Source organism: Hymenobacter piscis (assembly GCF_018760735.1).
In the GTDB taxonomy this organism is placed as follows: Bacteria; Bacteroidota; Bacteroidia; order Cytophagales; family Hymenobacteraceae; genus Hymenobacter; species Hymenobacter piscis.
In genome coordinates this window covers 1-17,996 of record NZ_JAHHZN010000025.1, presented here as the reverse complement: position 1 = coordinate 17,996, position 17,996 = coordinate 1, and the positions used below count along the sequence as shown (strand labels likewise).

16 protein-coding genes and 1 pseudogene are annotated in these 17,996 nt (G+C 59.9%); 5 read left to right on the top strand and 12 right to left on the bottom strand.

The genetic code is table 11. The features are described 5' to 3' along the window. Positions 1-240: 240 nt before the first annotated feature. The 7 genes from lysS to KLP40_RS18605 form a co-directional block, all read right to left on the bottom strand. Positions 241-1,797 (bottom strand): lysine--tRNA ligase, encoded by a 1,557-nt coding sequence (gene lysS, locus KLP40_RS18635; RefSeq protein ID WP_215595343.1) that lies wholly within the window; start codon positions 1,795-1,797, stop codon positions 241-243. 189 nt (positions 1,798-1,986) lie between these two features. Further along, the gene (locus KLP40_RS18630; protein ID WP_246559019.1) at positions 1,987-3,027 is read right to left on the bottom strand and encodes a hypothetical protein; all 1,041 of its coding nucleotides are present in this window, start codon (positions 3,025-3,027) and stop codon (positions 1,987-1,989) included. 194 nt (positions 3,028-3,221) lie between these two features. Beyond that, the gene (locus KLP40_RS18625; RefSeq protein ID WP_215595342.1) at positions 3,222-5,369 is read right to left on the bottom strand and encodes a carboxy terminal-processing peptidase; all 2,148 of its coding nucleotides are present in this window, start codon (positions 5,367-5,369) and stop codon (positions 3,222-3,224) included. 329 nt (positions 5,370-5,698) lie between these two features. After that, positions 5,699-6,532 (bottom strand): hypothetical protein, encoded by an 834-nt coding sequence (locus KLP40_RS21590; RefSeq protein ID WP_317196796.1) that lies wholly within the window; start codon positions 6,530-6,532, stop codon positions 5,699-5,701. Between the two features lie 193 nt (positions 6,533-6,725). Next, complete coding sequence (locus KLP40_RS18615; RefSeq protein ID WP_215595341.1) at positions 6,726-7,094, bottom strand: hypothetical protein; 369 nt, start codon at positions 7,092-7,094, stop codon at positions 6,726-6,728. Between the two features lie 139 nt (positions 7,095-7,233). Then, positions 7,234-8,430 carry a proline dehydrogenase family protein gene (locus tag KLP40_RS18610; protein ID WP_215595340.1) on the bottom strand — a complete coding sequence of 399 codons (1,197 nt, stop codon included), beginning with the start codon at positions 8,428-8,430 and terminating at the stop codon, positions 7,234-7,236. Positions 8,431-8,699: 269 nt separating this feature from the next. Further along, entirely contained in the window at positions 8,700-9,158 is a 459-nt protein-coding gene (locus KLP40_RS18605) for a hypothetical protein (protein ID WP_215595339.1), read from the bottom strand. 140 nt (positions 9,159-9,298) lie between these two features. On the opposite strand from KLP40_RS18605, the gene aroB reads away from it, so the two are divergent. From aroB to KLP40_RS18580, 5 genes are all read left to right on the top strand, one after another. Next, complete coding sequence (gene aroB, locus KLP40_RS18600; RefSeq protein ID WP_246559017.1) at positions 9,299-10,327, top strand: 3-dehydroquinate synthase; 1,029 nt, start codon at positions 9,299-9,301, stop codon at positions 10,325-10,327. Positions 10,328-10,438: 111 nt separating this feature from the next. Then, a complete protein-coding gene (locus KLP40_RS18595; protein ID WP_215595338.1) occupies positions 10,439-11,668 on the top strand; it encodes a 3-phosphoshikimate 1-carboxyvinyltransferase in 1,230 nt (409 codons plus the stop codon). Between the two features lie 257 nt (positions 11,669-11,925). Beyond that, positions 11,926-12,360: a helix-turn-helix domain-containing protein gene (locus KLP40_RS18590; protein WP_215595337.1), complete on the top strand. Its 435-nt coding sequence runs from the start codon at positions 11,926-11,928 to the stop codon at positions 12,358-12,360. After that, complete coding sequence (locus KLP40_RS18585) at positions 12,255-13,067, top strand: IS630 family transposase (protein ID WP_215595373.1); 813 nt, start codon at positions 12,255-12,257, stop codon at positions 13,065-13,067. The genes KLP40_RS18590 and KLP40_RS18585 overlap by 106 nt, the downstream gene beginning before the upstream one ends. 124 nt (positions 13,068-13,191) lie before the next feature. Next, complete coding sequence (locus tag KLP40_RS18580) at positions 13,192-13,518, top strand: hypothetical protein (protein WP_215595336.1); 327 nt, start codon at positions 13,192-13,194, stop codon at positions 13,516-13,518. Positions 13,519-13,534: 16 nt separating this feature from the next. On the opposite strand, the gene KLP40_RS18575 is transcribed toward KLP40_RS18580, so the two are convergent. The 5 genes and pseudogenes from KLP40_RS18575 to KLP40_RS21730 form a co-directional block, all read right to left on the bottom strand. After that, positions 13,535-14,338: an ABC transporter substrate-binding protein gene (locus KLP40_RS18575; RefSeq protein ID WP_215595335.1), complete on the bottom strand. Its 804-nt coding sequence runs from the start codon at positions 14,336-14,338 to the stop codon at positions 13,535-13,537. Positions 14,339-14,470: 132 nt separating this feature from the next. Continuing rightward, positions 14,471-15,541, bottom strand: a complete 1,071-nt coding sequence (locus KLP40_RS18570) for a M42 family metallopeptidase (RefSeq protein ID WP_215595334.1) — start codon at positions 15,539-15,541, stop codon at positions 14,471-14,473. Positions 15,542-15,587: 46 nt separating this feature from the next. Beyond that, on the bottom strand, positions 15,588-16,112 hold the full coding sequence (locus tag KLP40_RS18565) for a GNAT family N-acetyltransferase (RefSeq protein ID WP_215595333.1): 525 nt from the start codon (positions 16,110-16,112) through the stop codon (positions 15,588-15,590). A 9-nt stretch (positions 16,113-16,121) separates the two neighbouring features. Continuing rightward, on the bottom strand, positions 16,122-17,690 hold the full coding sequence (locus KLP40_RS18560; RefSeq protein ID WP_215595332.1) for an acyl-CoA carboxylase subunit beta: 1,569 nt from the start codon (positions 17,688-17,690) through the stop codon (positions 16,122-16,124). A gap of 185 nt (positions 17,691-17,875) precedes the next feature. Then, positions 17,876-17,996: pseudogene (locus KLP40_RS21730) on the bottom strand (IS701 family transposase); the annotation flags it as partial.

The following is a 17,996-nucleotide window of genomic DNA, read 5'->3' as shown; positions in this document are numbered from 1 at the left end:
AGAATTGGTAACTCATTCTTTCAGTAAAATCGTACGCTGTCCATCGCACAGTTCTCTTATAATACTTGCCCGGAAGGGTTGGCAGTCTGTGTATAAAGGAAAGCCTCTCGCCCTATTTCGGCGGGAGGCTTTCTGATTTTGTGGGTGCATCGGGGAAACCCGTTATCTACGCTTTACAAGCCCAACGGCCTGCATCCGACAAGGAAGCAGGCCGTTGGGCTTGTAAAGGTAGGCTGGTTGTTAGGCTTCGGGGTGCGGAGCGTTTTCCGATTTCGTGTTTTCCGGCTTCATTTGGGGGAAGAACAGCACGTCCTGAATGGAGTTGGAGTTGGTCATAATCATGCTCAGACGGTCGATGCCGATGCCCAGGCCGGCCGTAGGCGGCATGCCGTACTCCAGGGCGCGCAGGAAGTCCTCGTCGAGCACCATGGCTTCGGTGTCGCCGCGCTTGCCCAGTTCCAGCTGCTCCTCGAAACGGGCGCGCTGGTCGATGGGGTCGTTGAGCTCGGAGAAGGCATTGCAGATTTCCTTGCCGTTGCAGATGGCCTCGAAGCGCTCCACCAGGCCCGGCTTGCTGCGGTGCTTCTTGGCCAGCGGCGACATCTCCACCGGGTAGTCGGTGATGAAGGTGGGCTGAATCAGCTTGGGCTCCACGTGCTCCCCGAAGATTTCGTCGATGATTTTAGCTTTACCCATGCTCGGGTCAAGGCCTACTTTCAGGTCCTTGGCGGCCGCGCGCAGCTCGTCCTCGCTCTTGCCATCAATGTTGAAGCCCGTGAAGTGCTCAATGGACTCGGCCATCGTGAAGCGCTTCCAGGGCCGCTGGAAGTTGATGAGGTTTGCGCCCACCTGCACTTCGGTTTTGCCATGCAGGGCCAGCGCCACCTTTTCCACCATTTCTTCCACCAAATCCATCATCCAGTAGTAGTCCTTGTAGGCCACGTACAGCTCCATCTGGGTGAACTCGGGGTTATGGAAGCGGCTCATGCCCTCGTTGCGGAAGTCCTTCGAGAACTCGTACACGCCATCAAAACCGCCCACGATGAGGCGCTTCAGGTACAGCTCGTTGGCAATGCGCAGGTACAGCGTCATGTCCAGCGTGTTGTGGTGGGTTTTGAAGGGCCGGGCCGCCGCACCCCCGTACAAGGGCTGCAGGATGGGCGTTTCCACCTCCAGGTAGCCTTTGTCGTTGAGGTAATTGCGCATGGCCTGCACCAGCTGGGTACGCTTGATGAAGGCTTCGCGCACGTGCGGGTTCACCACCAGATCCACGTAGCGCTGGCGGTAGCGCTGCTCGGGGTCGGAGAAGGCGTCGTAGGTGATTTTCTCGCCGGTGGCCTCATCTACACGCTCTTTCACCACGGGCAGGGGCCGCAGGCTCTTGCTGAGCACCGTCAGCTCAGTGACGTGCACCGACGTTTCGCCTACCATCGTTTTGAATACGTGGCCTTTCACGCCGATAAAGTCGCCCAGGTCGAGCAGCTTCTTGAATACGGTGTTGTAGAGCTCCTTGTCTTCGCCGGGACAGATTTCGTCGCGGTTAATGTAAAGCTGAATCCGGCCCGAGGCGTCCTGTAGCTCGGCAAAAGAGGCTTTGCCCTTCACCCGCGCCGACATGAGGCGGCCGGCCAGCGTCACATCCTGGAAGTTGTTGAGCTCCGGATGGTAATTGTCCTTGATTTCCTGGGCGTAGAAGTTCACGTCGAACAGCTCCGAAGGGTAGGGCTCGATGCCCAGTTTCTGAAGCTCTTCCAGTTTGTTCCGACGGATAATCTCCTGTTCGCTGAGGTGCTGCATACGGCAAGGGGGTAACGGGCCCCACGTGGGGCCCGGCAAGTCAAGCTGCAAAAATAGCGCGGCCCGCCCGCCTAACCTAACGCCCCCGGCCGGCCCGCCTGATTTCGAAATACCGGAACGCAAAAAGCGCCGGCCCAAAGAGCCGGCGCTTACGTGTATATGGAGTAGGAAAACAAGTCGGGACAGTGCTTAGGCAGCCATGCGCAGCAGGGGCGTCTCGTCGGGGCGCAGCAGGGGGGCAACGCGGCTCTGCAAGCGCTCCTCCACGAAGGAGTGCTGCAGGTGGCGGGGTAGCTCGGCCACCAGCTGCTGGTAGCGCTCCAGCCCCAGGGCCTTGGCCACGTAGGTTTCGTGGATGCCGTTGAGGTAGCTCACAATGTTGAGCAGGGAGTTATGGAACAGCTTGAAGTCGATATCGGCCTCCACGAACCGCTCAATCTCCCGGCTGGTCTGCGACACGCGCAGACGACCCAGTAAGTCGAAAATAGTGGTATAGCCCAGCCGCCAGGTAATCTGCTGCCAGTGGGCAGCCGTCCACTTGTCCAGCACCTTGCCGGTTTTCTGGCTGCGCAGGGCCGTATTGGCGTTGGCCTGCACCTGCTGGCGGGTGGCCTGCGCCTTGATTTTGCGGGTCGTGCGCAGAAACTGACCAATCTGGGCCTGAGCATCGATTTCCTGCCCGGCAATGTGCAGCCCCGCCTTGTAGCCGGCCAGCGGCAGGCGGTGAATGCTAAAGTCGCCGTACGCCCCGGCGGCATAGAAGGAAACCGGCCGCGGATAGGCGTTGCGGACCACCAAACGGCCCACTTCCCGGCGTATCAGCGAAGGGTTGTTGCTGCGCACGCCGGCGGTGTATAAAAAAGCCTGCAAGCCGGCCGTGATGGTGTGGTAGGCCTGCGGGAAAGTCCAGTGCAGGGCATTACGCAGGTAATCCTCGTCGCCGAGTTCCGCAGTAGCGCGCAACGCGTACTCGGTGCTCCAGCAGGCGTGCAGCATTTTGGTAATGGCCTGCAGGTCGGTTTCCGCCAGCTCCGCCTGGTGAGCCCGGAAGTAGGGCAGGTGCTGCAGTCCGCCCAGGGCGTCGTCGGCCTGCTCGATGTGGTAGTTGATGGCGAAGAAGTAATTAAGGAACACCTGGGCCGGAATCGATTTGCGCCAGGTTTCCTCCGCTTGCTTCTGCTCGTCGGTAATCAGCGGGATGATGGTCGTTTCCATGTTCGTCGTCTTCATGATTAGTAAACCAAATTACTAATAATTAGGTTCTTTATTGCTAAAAATATTGTCATTAAACTTTGGCTTTTATGTAGCTGATTATAAGTTGATTGTAGCACTATAAAGAAAGCTGAAGCCGGGCGAAGGAACAGCAAAAAAGCCCTTCCGCACGCAGTGCAGAAGGGCTTTGCTCTGATCCGATTGTTGAGCGGCTATATCTCGTCCTTGAGAACGGCTACGGCTTCGCGCAAGGTGATATCTTTCTTGAGGGGCTTTACGAAGCGCGAAGCCCGGTTCACCTTGGTGGTATCGGCCCCGAGCTGGCGCAGATCGAAGGCCAGGGGCGTAATAGCCATGGGCTGGGCGGCGTTCTGGATGGCCTCGTACTTATCCGCCTCCAGCTTGGCCTGTTGCTGCTCGGCGCGGTAGTTGGTCAGCTGCAGCGAGACCTTCGTCTCGTCCTTGCGCTTCACCATGCGCTTCACCATATCGGAGAGCTGGGTGAAGCTGGGGCTGGAGTTGACGCGGGCCAGGCTGGCCTGCCGAAGCTTATCGATGGCCGGGGCATCGTTCCAGGCGCGGTAGCGGGCAGGGGTGATTTCGTCCCACTTCAGCGGATAGTCCGTTTCCTTTTCGCCCTGATCAAGGTAGCTGTAGGCATCGGGCAGAATGATGTCCGGAATGACACCTTTAAACTGAGTGGAGCCCCCGTTGATGCGGTAAAACTTCTGGGTAGTCAGCTTAAGCGAACCGAAGGGCTTGATCCCGTTAAATTCGGCGGGCATGGCGTCGTCAAGATCAAAAATCCGTTGGACGGTGCCTTTACCATACGTGCTGGCCGAGCCCATCACGATACCGCGCTTATAATCCTGGATAGCAGCAGCCAGAATTTCGGAGGCCGACGCGCTGTACTTGTTGACCAGCACAATCAGCGGTCCGCTGTACTGCACGCGCGGGTCCCGGTCGTTGAGGATGGTGGGAGCGCCCTGGCCCCCGCGCACCTGCACTACCGGGCCGCTGTCGATGAACAGGCCAACCATTTCCACCGCATCCTGTAGGGAGCCGCCGCCGTTGAAGCGCAGGTCCAGCACAATGCCTTTCACATTTTCCTGCTTGAGCTTCTCTACTTCCTTTTTCACATCGGCGGCCGAGCTACGGCCCCCGTTGTCGTTGAAATCGGCGTAGAAGTTCGGCAGCTTGATGTAGCCCAGTTTGGTGCCGTTTTCCTCGATGGTGGCCGACTGAGCGTACGTTTCCTCAATCACCACCACGTCGCGGATGATGGGAATCACCTTAGTGCTGTTGTCGGGCTTGCGCACGGTGAGGCGTACCTCGGTGTTTTTGCGGCCCCGGATCAGCGTAATGGCTTTGTCCAGGCGCCAGCCTTCCACCGATACGGGTTCCTCGGCACCCTGCGCCACGCGCAGAATAATGTCGCCCGCTTTCAGTTCACCCTGACGGGCCGAAGCGGAACCCGGCACAATGTCGGCTACTTTGATCTGGTTGTCCTTTTCCTGCAGCGTAGCCCCGATCCCCTCAAACCGGCCGGTCATGGCAATGTCGAAGTTATCCTTGTCGCGGGGCGCGAAGTACTCGGTGTGGGGGTCGTAGGTGTTGGCAATGACGTTGGCGTAAGTAGCCAGCCGGTCGTTGGCATCGTTCTGGGCCAGGTCGCTGAAGTAATCGTTGAAATACTTCAGCACCCGTTTGCGGGCTTCCGCTTCCATTTGTTCCGGCGTCCGCACGGGTTCAGAAGTGGTAGCTTCCGAAGGCTTGGCCGTGGTTGAGGCCAGGGGCTTATCCTTCTTACGGGCCTGCTCCTCCATCATTTCTGAGAGCCGCACCATGGTCTGGTACTTCAGAAACTTACGCCATTCCTCGCGCTGGGCGGCGGCATTGGCGGCAAAGTCCACTTTATCGGGCTCCGTTTCGAACGTTTCCTCCACCGTGAAGTCGAAGGGCTTGGCCAGAATCTCGCGGTACAGGCCCTGCACATCCTTCATGCGCTGGTCCATCAGCTGCGTGCTCAGGTCCAGAAACTCATGGGTGCCGCGCTGCACCTGGTTGTCGATGTCCTTCTGGTAGCGGCCCAGCTGGTCAACATCGGTTTTGAGCAGAAATTTCTTGCTGCCATCCAGCCGCTTCAGGTACAGGTCGAACACACGCTTGGAAAACGCGTCATCAATACGCTCGGGCTGGTAGTGGGCCTGGCTCAGGCCCGAGAGCATGGCCTTAATCAGAACCTCGTCCTTCTGGGGCGGACGGCCGTCGTTGCGCTGGTACAATTTGTACGAAGCCAGCACAAACACCGCCAGCAACACCGAGGCATAAAGGCCTATTTTGAGTCGGGGGGAAGACATGAACTAACGGGGTGAAATGAGGGATTGGCAAATGGGGAGGGGCTGACCGAGAGGTACGCCGACGGCCGGCTTCCGGTTTCCAGCAACAACGCGGCTACCGGTGCAATAAGTGCCCTTAACGGGTAGTCAGTGCCCCGGTAAAGGGTACTAAACGGGGCAACAGGTTGTATGGCCCGAGCCGGTGGGCGTCCGTGAATATAGGGGTTCAGCAAATAACCACCCAAAAATGGATGGTCAGCAAACTATATTCCCCTGACTATCAAAAAAGAGGCCTTCCCTGTGATAGGAAAGGCCTCTTTTAAATCGGGGGAGCTTAAGCTCCGGCGCAATTAGTAGCGACGAACTTTGTCACCGTTATGACGGCGGAACTCCTCTTCGAAGTAGCGGGCGTCCTCCTCGTTGCGGGGACGAACTCCCATCACGATGTTGCCGTTCTTAACGTCGGTTTCGTACTCAGCGGCGTGCTCTTCAGGAATACCCGAGCCCACCAGAGCGCCTACCAGGCCACCCGTCAGGCCACCGGCACCGGCACCGGCCAGCGCAGCAGCAATAGGACCGGCAATTACCAGGCCCAGGCCGGGCAGCGCTACCGAAGTACCGATGGCAGCAATGGCACCGATAACCGCACCGGCCGTGCCGCCGATGGCGGAACCTACACCGGCACCTTCCATGGCCTTATCGCCCAGCTCCGTCTCTACGGTGTCGTCGCCGAAGTGACGCTTGCGGGCATCGTTCGACATTACCAGGTTAACGTCATCCTTATCGTAGCCCCGCGAGGCCAGCGACTGGTAAGCACGCTCGGCGCTGTCACGGTCACGGAAAGAGCCGGCCGTATAGGCATTGCCTGATCCGTAGGTTTCGTTGTTGCCGGTTACGGCACGGGCGGCGTCACCGGCGGCGTTCTGCGTTGCATCAATACCGGCGCCTACTGCAGCACCTACCGAGCCAGCAACAGCAGCACCTTTCTGAGTGGCGCTGTAGTCATGGTGGGGGTTCGTGTCGCCGTTGGTAGGAGTGGAAGCGTCGCCGGTGTTGGCGTTGCCCATATTGCCGCTGGAAGTAGTATTGGCACCCGTGCCATAACCAGTGCCGGCCGAGCCAGTGCCGTAGTTTGCGCCTGAACCAGTACCGGAGTTAGTGGGGTTAATCGAATCGTTGTTCATGGGTGGAGAGAATTAAATGGGATGAAGTAAGAGAACAGTCTCCGCTCGGCTTCTTACGTGGAAAGGAAGGGTCCGGCGGAGGTTTCGAGGTGCTTAACGCAGGCCGAAACAGGAGGTTGCGCCATAAAAATGCACGCAACCTTTCTCATCCAATCAATACCCCGATTTTCATCCTCTTAACCCGCATTTCGACTTATGCAAATTTTTGAAAATTTTCGTCGTTCTGCCAAAAATCCCGGCATTCCTGCCGCAGGGTGGTTAGAAAATCCTCCTGCTGTTTCAGGGTGCGCCATTCGCCCATGCCCAGCCGCTCACACATCTTGAAAAAATTGTCGCCCTGCCCCTTCGACCCTTTGACTTTTACCAGGCAGCTCAGCATGGGGCGGCCGGCTTCGAACTCCTGCTCTGAAATTTCGGTGAGTATCTCATTGAGGCGGGACTTCTCGTGCGAAATATCCAGGTTCAGGCCCAGTTCAGCTTCCTGAACGAGGTTGAGGTAGCTGGTAGTGCCTACCTGAGTGCGGGAAAAACGGATTAGATGACTGCGTACTCGGCCGATCATGGAGGGAAGGTAGGAAACGGGAAATGAGAGAGAAGAAAACGGAATGTAAGAAAAAAGCCCGTCGGACCGGTGCAAAACCGGTCCTGACGGGCACTGATTTTTCAAAAACTATGCCGGCAAGCTGTCTGGGCCGGCGGAATCAGGTATGGCGAATCCGGCGGCGGGCCATCTCCTTCTGAATAAGCCGGAACTCGCGGCTGGTTTGGCCCGCAATGGCCGTGTTTTCGTCGGCCCGGCGCAGCAGGTAGGGCATAACGGCTTCCACGGGGCCGTAGGGCACATACTTGGCCGTGTTAAAGCCCGCATTAGCCAGGTTGTAGCTCAGGTTGTCGCTCATGCCATAGAGTTGCGCGAACCAGACGCGGGAGTCATCGGGTCGGATGCCGTGCTCCTGCAACAACTGGGTCAGCAGCAGGGAGCTGGCCTCGTTGTGGGTGCCGGCACACACGCTGATGCGGTCCAGGTGCTGCACGCAGAAGCGCAGGGCGTCGTCGTAGAGCGTATCCGTAGCCTGCTTGGTGGGGTTGATGGGGTTGGGTACGCCCTGCTGAGCGGCTACGCGGGCTTCTTTTTCCATGTAAGCACCCCGCACCAGCTTGCCCCCCAGGAAGTAGCCGCCGCGCTCGGCCTCGGCGTGGGCCTGGCGCAGGGCCTCCAGCCGGTCGTGACGGTAGAGCTGGTAGGTATTCCAGACGATGGCCGACTCACGGTTGTAGCGCTGCATCATCTCGTAGGCCAACTGGTCGATGGTATCCTGAAACCAGCTTTCCTCCGCATCCACGAACACGCGTACGCCATACTGATGAGCGCGGGCGCAGATGGCGTTAACGCGTGTCCTGGTTTTCTCGAAGCTTTCCTGCTCGGCCGGCGTGAGCGTTTTGCCCGCCTGCATCTTTTCCAGAATAGCCGCGTCGCCGACGCCGGTTACCTTGAAAACTGAAAATGGAATGTGGCGGGAACGATGGGCCAGGTCAATAGTGGCCAGCAGTTCGGTAGTCGTGGCATCGAAGCTCTGGTCATTGCCTTCGCCTTCCACCGAGTAGTCGAGGATGGTGCCGATGTTGTAGCGGCCCAGTTCCTGAATGACGGGCAGACACTCCTGAATGGTTTCGCCCCCGCAGAACTGCTCGAAAATAGATTTTTTGATCAGAAACTTGGCCCCGGGCAGGTGCCATTTCAGCGCCGTTTTCATCAGGCTGCCGCCCGTCTTGACCAGTGTATTGTTGTTCATGGCCGCAAACAGGGCGTACATGCGGCGAAGTTCACCATCAGACTTGGAAGCGAAGGCAACGGCCGTATCGTCGAAGGAAATGGCGGGGGCTTGGGTCAGGGACATAGTGGGGGTGGTAGCGGCGGCCGGGTGGGCTGGGTGGGTAGCGCAAAGATAACCGCTAAACGCGGTTCGCTCGCGCAGGTGGCGCCCCATCCCGGGGCGCGGGAGCCGGCTTTCCCCGCGAGTAGCCGGCTTCGGCCCCCCGGCCCGAAAAGGCCCCGGGAATTAATGGCCGTAGCTTGCGCAAAACAGCCCGGCAGCGCCGGCTATGGCGCTACCGGGCCCGCTAATCTGGTTGCGTCCGGCTGGGAGGGGTATCCGGCGGGGCCGGGCTACTGCCCTTGCTTGGTGGTGGGCAGTTGCACGGAGAGGTCGGCTACCAGACGGGTATACTGATGCTGCAGGAGCTTGCCGTTGGCATCCTGAAGCTGCAGGCGGTTGCCGGAAACGGAATAATACTGGTTGTTCTGGTAACCCCGGTAAATAATCAGGTGGCGTACCGGCTCGCCCAGGCCGGCCCGGTCGCGGCGTACCATGAAAGCCGCGGCACTCACCAGCTTGTCATCCTGGTAGAAGCGGGCCCGGCCGCGCCGGTCGAATTCCACTACTACTTTGTGGCCGGTATTATCGGGGGTGAGCACGTGCTGATTCTTGGCGGCAGTTTGCTCCCATTCCCAACGGCCGACCAGGCCCTCCTCCATCGTGGGCATAGCGTCCCGGCTGCAGGAAGTGAACAGGGCGCCCGCACTGAGCAGGCCGCCGACGAATACGCTCCGGGCGAAAGAATTCATAATCGAATAGAAGGTAAGTTGCGTTTCCATGAGCAGAACCCGGCTAGAATAGTTGCATCAAAACAAGCTATTTTTGTCCGATTTCTTGCAAGCGTTTGTCGAAAACTTTTAATAAAACTCATATTATTTTGAATGAAAAGATGTTCGTAGGTCCCGGTTCTCTGCCGGAACTAGCTGATTTTCTGCAAAAACCAGCTGTTAAACAGGTGTTTGTGGTGGTGGATGCCAACACAGCGGCCATGTGCCTGCCCTTGCTGAAAAACGTGTTGCCCGCGGGCTGTGAGGTAGTGGAAATCCCGGCCGGCGAGGACTACAAAACCCTGGCTACCTGCGAAACGCTGTGGACCGCGCTGACCGAGGCCCGGGCCGACCGCTACGCGGTGGTCGTGAACCTGGGTGGGGGTGTGGTAACGGATCTGGGTGGTTTCGCGGCGGCCGTGTACAAGCGGGGCGTGCGGTTTGTGCAGGTGCCCACTACACTGCTGGCCCAGGTAGATGCCAGCGTAGGCGGCAAAACCGGGGTTGATTTTATGGGTTTCAAAAACCAGCTCGGCGTATTCCAGGAGCCGGCGGGCGTGTTTATCGAGCCCCGCTTCCTGCAAACCCTCGACCCCCGCCAGCTCAAATCGGGCTACGCCGAAATCGTGAAGCACTGGCTCATTGCCGACGCTGACGGCTTCGCCCGCAACCGTTACGTGGGCATTCTGGTGGACGACTGGACGCCCCTCATCCGCGAATCGGTGGCCCTGAAGCAGCGAATTGTGGCCCAGGACCCCTTGGAAAGCGGGTTGCGCAAGCTGCTCAACTTCGGGCACACCGTGGGCCACGCTTTGGAAAGCTACCTGCTCCAGCAGCCGGGTCGGGAAATCCTGCACGGGGAGGCCGTGGCAGCCGGCATGGTGTGCGAGGCCTGGCTAAGCCACCAGAAAGGCCTGCTCAGCGCCGAAGAACTGGACAAAATCGAAACTTTCCTGTTCTCGGTGTTCGAGAAGGTGCAGTTCGTGACGCTGGAAACCGAGGCTATTGCCCAGTTTGCGCTGCAGGACAAGAAGAACTCGGGCTCCACCATCAACTGCACGCTGCTGGAGAGCATCGGGCGCGGCGTGTACGACCAGCCGGTAACGCTGGCGGAAATTGCGGAGTCGCTGCGCTACTACCACCGGCTGTAAGCGGCCGGGCTTTGTCTCATCATAATCACCGGAAGCGCGGCCACGGCGGCGCTTCGTAAGTTTCTCTGCCTTATCAACTCTTCCCTGACTCTGACCTGGCCCGCGGGTGTTTTGCGCGGCACGGCCCAGGTACCGGCCTCCAAAAGTGAAAGCAACCGCGCCCTCATCATCCGGGCGCTGGCTGGCGGCGGCGCGCTGCACAACCTTTCTGACGCCAACGACACCCAGCTCATGCAGCGCCTGCTGGCCGACCCCACGGCTCCCGTATTCGACACGGAGGATGCCGGCACCGTGATGCGCTTCCTGACGGCCTACCTGGCCATGACCGGCCGCCAGACCGAGCTGACCGGCACCGCCCGCATGCAGGAGCGCCCCATCAAGGTGCTGGCCGATGCCCTGCAGGAGCTGGGTGCCCGCATCGAGTACCTGAACCAGGAGGGCTACCCGCCATTGCGCCTGCGGGGCCGCACGCCCCAGCCTGCCACCGATGAAGCCGCTGACTTCACGGAAATTAGCGTGCGCGGCGACATCAGCAGCCAGTACATTTCGGCCCTGCTGATGATCGGGCCCACGCTGCCCCACGGTTTGCGCATCTGGCTCACGGGCAAGGTAGGGTCGCGGCCCTACATTCGGATGACGCAGGCGCTGATGCAGCATTTTGGGGCCGTGTGCCGGGATTTGGGCGAGGTGCTGGAAGTGCGGCCCCAGGCCTACGCGCCCACCGACTACACCGTGGAAGGCGACTGGTCGGCGGCCAGCTACTGGTACGCCATGGTGGCCCTGGCCCCCGAAGGCTCCCATCTCACCCTGCCCACTTTGCGCCGCTACTCCTGGCAGGGTGACCAGGCCATTGTGGCTATTATGGCCCAGTTAGGGGTACAAACGGAGTTTCTGGCCGATGAAACCCTGCGCCTGACCAAACGCACCCCTAACGCCTCACTCACCCAGGACTTCACCGACTGTCCCGACCTGGCGCAAACCGTGGCCGTGGTAGCCGCTGCCCTGGGCGTACCCACCACCATGACCGGCCTGGAAAGCCTGCGCATCAAGGAAACCGACCGAATTGCAGCTCTGCAGGCCGAGCTGGCCAAGTTCGGCGGCGCCCTGACCGATGAAGGGGAAGGGGTATTCCGGGTCAGCGCCCAGGATTTCCACGTGGCTGGCCAGACGGTAGCTACCTACCACGACCACCGCATGGCCATGGCCTTTGCCCCGCTGGCGCTGCTGGGGCCGCTTACGCTGGAGGCTCCGCAGGTAGTCCGCAAATCGTATCCGCAGTTCTGGCGGGAGCTGGAAAAGGTCGGCTTCGTGACGGACCCCGCGCCCGCGCCGGTGTTCTGAGCCGAGCTGCCAGCAGCGCGCCCATAGTGTAGCAGCGCGCTGCTGGCAGCAGCCGGAAGATTTCCGTTATTAGCTCGAGTTATACCGTTCATCGTGGTAAATATGCGTCTAGCTATTTTATGGATAATAGGCTTATTGGGAATGACCTGTGGCGCGTACGCTCAGGAGACGGCTGCCTACGCGCGTACGGCGACTGAGCTAGTGCTCTGCCCGCATAATTATTAGACCGGGTTGGTGTCGAGTTCGTATAGGGTCGGATGAACACTTCTTCTTCGATTGAACTGTCGGCTGCCGAGCAAGCGCAGCTGCAGCGGCTGGTGCGCAAAGGCACCGCCCCGGCCCGGCAACTCAACCGGGCGCGCATCCTGCAGTTCAGCCACCAGGGCCATGCGCCCGATGCCATTGTGACCTTGCTGGGCGTGAGCCGGGCCACGGTCTACAATGTGCGCCGCCGCTACCGCCAGCAGGGGCTGGCCGCGGCCCTGACAGAGAAGCCCCGCAGTGGCCAGCCGCGCAAGGTCACGCCCGCCGTCGAGGCCACCATCACGTCGCTGGCCTGCACCGATGCCCCGGACGGGGCCTCGCGCTGGAGCATCCGGTTGCTGCGCGGGCGCCTGATCGAGTTGGGCGTGGCCGTGGGCGAGGAATCGGTGCGGCAGGTCTTAAAAAAAGCCAACTCAAGCCCTGGCTGAAAAAGCAATGGTGCCTGAGCAAGCTCGACGGCGAGTACCTGGCTAAAATGGAAGACGTGCTCGAGCTGTACGCGCAACCGGCCCACCCGGGGCGGGCACGCTTGTGCTTCGATGAGCGGCCCTGCCAGCTGCTGGGCGAGAAGCTGGCGGCGCTGCCCGCCCGGCCAGGGCAGGTGGCCAGGCAGGACCACGAGTACGTGCGCCATGGCACGGCCGTGGTGCTGCTGGCGTATGACCTGGACACGGGCCAGCGCTACGCGCAGGTGCGGGCCCGCCGCACCAAGGCCGACTACGCCGACTTCCTGCACCAGGTGCTCACCACCCACTACGCCGACGCGGCGCGGGTGGACCTGGTGCAGGATAACCTGAACACGCACGCCTACGGCTCGTTTTACGAGCACCTGCCCGTGGCGCAGGCGCGGGCGCTAAGCCGGCAGGTGCGCTTTCACTTCACGCCCAGGCACGGCTCGTGGCTCAACATGGCCGAGCTGGAGTTTTCGGCCCTGGCCCGCCAGTGCCTGGACCGGCGCATCGCCTCCCTCGACGAGCTGGCCCGGCAAGTGCAGGCCTGGGCCACGGAGCGCAACCGGCGAGCGGTTAAGGTCAACTGGAGCTTTACGCTGGCCAAAGCCGAAGACAAACTGCAGCACTGGTATACAAAAGTCAACCCCGTCAACAAGCCCGAACCGCCATCCCAGACCGGCTAATAACTATGCGGGCAAAGCACTAGCTGAACCGATATACCTCCTCAACTCAACTACCATTATCAACGGCCTGTTTGCCGATTTCGCGCCTTCTGATATCAAGGGAATCGAAGTATACAAGCTGTCGATGCGTAGCAATGACAGTATACCGCTGCCTTGGCAAGTAGGTGTAGGAACAGCAGGAGTAGTGATTATTAATTCAACACGGCGAGTGCCGTCAGAATCTTTGGCGCAGCTGGGACGACGGTTGAAATTATCGGGGCCGGTGCAGTTTGCTATTAACGGCCATTGGTTGAATACAGAAGCAACAAGTAAGCTGCGTGTAACTCCGGCGGCAATTGCGCAACTACACATTATCCTCCCAACAGACACTCAATCGACAACGGTGGTTGATATCTGGCTAAAGCATATGCCTAAGAAGGAGCATCCTCCAGGTTCTATTTTTATTCGTTAACTACCAATGCAATGCCCTATCGTTCCCTAAGCTCCCGGAAGTAGGCGGCGGAATGGCGGAGGCGGCTGCCGTACCAGTTGAACAGCTCCCCATCAACGATGCGGATAGAGGCCGTAGGGCATATTTTCTGAAACTCCGCCACGTGCTTTTCGCCGAAAGGGTAAGGCTCAGAAGACAGCAGAATCTGCTGCGGGGCGGCGGCTTGCAGCTGCTCGGGCGTGATTTCGGGGTAGCGGTCTAGCTTGCCAAACACGTTCCGGAAGCCAGCCCGTGCCAGCATCTCATCGATGAAAGTACTGCCCGCCGCCACCATATAGGGCTTGCGCCAGATAAAGTAAGCTGCCGATACGGGCTCAGCCACCGGCGGCAAAGCCACGAAAGAAGCCTCAATTTCGGCAGCCAGGGCGTCGGCAGCCTCCTTGCGCTGCGTGATGAGCCCCACCCGCCGGATCATACTCAGCGAGTCGGCCAGGGTGTTGATGTCGCTCATCCAGATCGGATACCGCTCCGCCAGCTGCTCAATGCCGGCCTGGTAGTTTTCCTCTTTATTGCCGATGATAAGATTGGGCCGCAGGGCGTCAATCTTGTCGAAATCGAAGTTCTTGGTGCCGCCGATGATAGTAGCCGACTGGCGGGCTTCGGCCGGGTGAATGCAGAACTTCGTGACGCCCACCACCCGTGCCCCCAGCCCCAGATCGAACAGCAGTTCCGTCTGCGACGGCACCAGCGACACAATGCGCTGCGCCGGCAGCGGCACGGCCACCCGCCGCCCCATCTGATCGGTTACGGAAAGCGGAAGGCTAGGAAAAGGAATATCCATAGAGAAACAGGTGAAGCACGATACAAAAGAACGTCATGCTGAGCTTGTCGAAGCATCTCTACCGTTTCGTATTGTTCGGTAGAGATGTTTCGACAAGCTCAGCATGACGTTCACTGAATGGGACCCTACGAATTAGCTGAAGTACCGGAAATCGTGCTTGTCCTCGATGCGCAGCAGGGTTTCGTAAATCAGGTTGATGACGCTTTGCACGTCATCTTTGTGCACGGTTTCCACGGTGGTGTGCATGTACTTGAGAGGCAGCGAAATCAGGGCCGAGGCCACGCCCGAATGGGAGTAGGCGAAGGCATCGGTGTCGGTGCCGGTGGCGCGGGTGGCGGCGGCGCGCTGGAAGGGAATTTCGGCGCTCTGGGCCGTTTCGATGATCAGCTCGCGCAGGTTGTTCTGCACGGCCGGGCTGTAGGTAATCACGGGGCCTTTGCCGCAGAACAGGTCGCCGGAGGTTTTCTTCTCGTACATCGGCGACTGGGTGTCGTGAATCACGTCCGTCACGATGGCCACGTCGGGCTTGATGCGGTGGGCAATCATTTCGGCCCCCCGCAGCCCGATTTCCTCCTGCACCGCATTTACGATGTAGAGGCCGAAGGGCAGCTTTTTGCCCTCTTCCTTGAGGCGGCGGGCCACCTCGGCAATCATGAAGCCACCGATGCGGTTGTCCAGCGCCCGGCCCACGTAAAACCGGTCGTTGAGCACCGTGAATTCGTCCTCAAACGTCACCACCGAGCCCACGTGAATGCCCATCTGCTCCACTTCCTCCTTCGAGGAAGCGCCGCAGTCGAGGAACACGGTTTCGATGGTGGGGGCCTTGTCCTGCTCCACCTTGCGCACGTGGATGGCCGGCCAGCCGAACACCGCCTTCACGATGCCCTTCTTGGTGTGGATGTTTACGCGCTTGCTGGGAGCCACCAGCGGGTCGGAGCCGCCATTTTTGCGCAGGTACAGGAAGCCCGACTCCGTGATGAAGTTCACGAAGTAGCTGATTTCGTCGGCGTGAGCCTCAATCACCACTTTGTACTCGGCCTCGGGGTTCACCACGCCTACTACCGTGCCGTAGGTATCCACGAAATACTCGTCGATGTAGGGCTTGAGGTAGTCGAGCCAGATTTTCTGCCCTTCCTTCTCGAAACCGGTAGGAGAGGGGTTGTTGAGGTACTTCTGCAGGAAGTCGAAGCTTTCTTGACGCATGGGATGAAGAATCAGAAGATAAAATACAAACGCCGGGGCCGATGGTTTATTGGGCAACAGCCAACGCCCCCGGAGCGTACCAGGCCATCGGAATATCGGCCTCCAGGCCCCACGCACCGGCCACTCGACCTTCAAAGCGGCCTTCCTGCCGGAAGCCCAGCTGCTCGTACAGCGCAATGGCGCGGGTGTTGCTTTCGCGCACCAGCAGCTCCACCCGGCGCACCTGCGGAAACTGGGCTTGGGCGCGGGTCAGCAACTCGGTAAACAGCCGTCGGCCCAAGCCCTGGCCCTGTGCAGCGGGGGCAATGGCTACCGTCAGGTCGCCGAGTACGTGGGCGAAAATCTGCAGGCCCGCTTGGTAGGCGTGAATTTCCGCCACCAGTTCACCCGCCTGTTCCGCCACCAGCCCGATGCCCTGGGTCAGGCTGCGCGTCAGGAAGTGCTGCACGTAGTCCTCGGTTATTTCCTCGGGCCGCCGGGCCAGCCCGCCGCTTTCCGCCGACACGCGCTGGTACAGCCGCCGAATGGTGGGCGCATCGTGGAGCGTGGAGGGGCGAATGGTGATGGACATGCGAGGGGCTTACAGCGGAATGTTGCCGTGCTTTTTGCGGGGCAGCGTGTCCACTTTGTTTTCCAGCATCTTGAAGGCGCGGATCAGCTTCTGGCGCGTCTGCGAGGGCAGAATTACCTCGTCTACGAAGCCGCGGTGGGCGGCGCGGTAGGGCGTGGCAAACTTCTGCTGGTACTCGTCTACCTTCTCCTGCAGCTTGGCTTCGGGGTCTTCGGCCTGGGCAATTTCGCGCTTGAAGATGATTTCGGCCGCGCCTTTGGCACCCATTACGGCAATTTCGGCGGTGGGCCAGGCGTAGTTCATATCGGCCCCGATGTGCTTGCTGTTCATCACGTCGTAAGCGCCGCCGTAGGCTTTGCGGGTGATGACGGTGATGCGCGGCACGGTGGCTTCGCAGAAGGCGTAGAGCAGCTTGGCCCCGTTGGTGATGATGCCGCGCCACTCCTGGTCGGTGCCGGGCAGGAAGCCGGGCACGTCTTCCAGTACCAGCAGCGGAATGTTGAACGAGTCGCAGAACCGCACGAAGCGGGCCGCTTTGGTGCTGGCGTTGATGTCGAGCACGCCGGCCAGCACGGCCGGCTGGTTGCCCACGATGCCGATGCTGCGGCCCCCCAGACGGGCAAAGCCCACCACGATATTCTCGGCGAAGTTCTGGTGCACTTCCAGGAAGGAGCCGGCGTCGATGAGGCCGTCAATTACCTCCCGGATATCGTAGGGCTGGTTGGGGTTGTCGGGGATGATGGTGTCGAGGGCAGGGCGGCTTTCGTCCTGGCCGGCCTCGTAGGGCACCATCGGGGCAGTTTCCTCGCAGTTCTGGGGCATGTAGCTCAGCAGCTGCTTGAGGTGGGTGATGCAGGCCACCTCGTTGGCACAGGAGAAGTGCGTTACGCCGCTTTTGGCCGAGTGGGTGCTGGCGCCGCCCAGCTCCTCGCTGGTCACGTTTTCGTGGGTAACGGTTTTCACCACGTTGGGTCCGGTCACGAACATGTAGCTCGTGTCCTCTACCATCAGGATAAAGTCGGTGATGGCCGGTGAGTACACCGCGCCGCCCGCGCACGGCCCCATGATGGCCGACAGCTGCGGCACCACGCCCGAGGCCAGGGTGTTTTTATAAAAGATATCGGCGTAACCGCCCAGGCTCACTACGCCTTCCTGAATCCGGGCCCCGCCCGAGTCGTTGAGGCCAATGACGGGGGCCCCGTTCTTCATGGCGAGGTCCATGATCTTCACGATTTTCTCGGCGTGGGTTTCGCTTAGCGAGCCACCAAATACCGTGAAATCCTGCGAAAACGCGTACACCAGCCGGCCGTTCACGGTGCCATAGCCGGTCACCACGCCGTCGCCGAGGTAATACTCCTTGTCCAGCCCGAAGTCCTTGGAGCGGTGCATCACAAACTTGCCGATTTCCTCAAACGAGCCTTCGTCGAACAGCAGGTCAATCCGCTCCCGGGCGGTGAGCTTGCCTTTCTTGTGCTGGGCATCAATGCGGGCCTGGCCTCCGCCGAGCAGCGCTTCGGCGTTTTTGCGGGCGAGAATTTCGGTTTTGCTTAGTTGGGCTTCAGCGTGCGGATCAGACATTGTGGGGTGGGAAAGAGTCAGGGTAGCTACTTCGGTAAGAGGTTCAAAGGTAACGCACGGGGTAAGAAAAGCCGCACCAGAATTCTGGGGCGTCACTTGCTGCACTATGGCAGTTTTCCGAATGGTGTAAAGACGCGACACTTCGCGTAAGCCACCTCAACAAGTTCATTCAAAGCTAATAGGACTTACGCAAACCGGAGTGTGGGCTGAGCCAGCTCGCGGCGCAGGTAGTCGTCGAGCAGTCCTTGCTTGAGTTGGTAGACGGTGGTGTTGGCTTGGTAGGCCAGGTGCTTGAGGCGGGCCCAG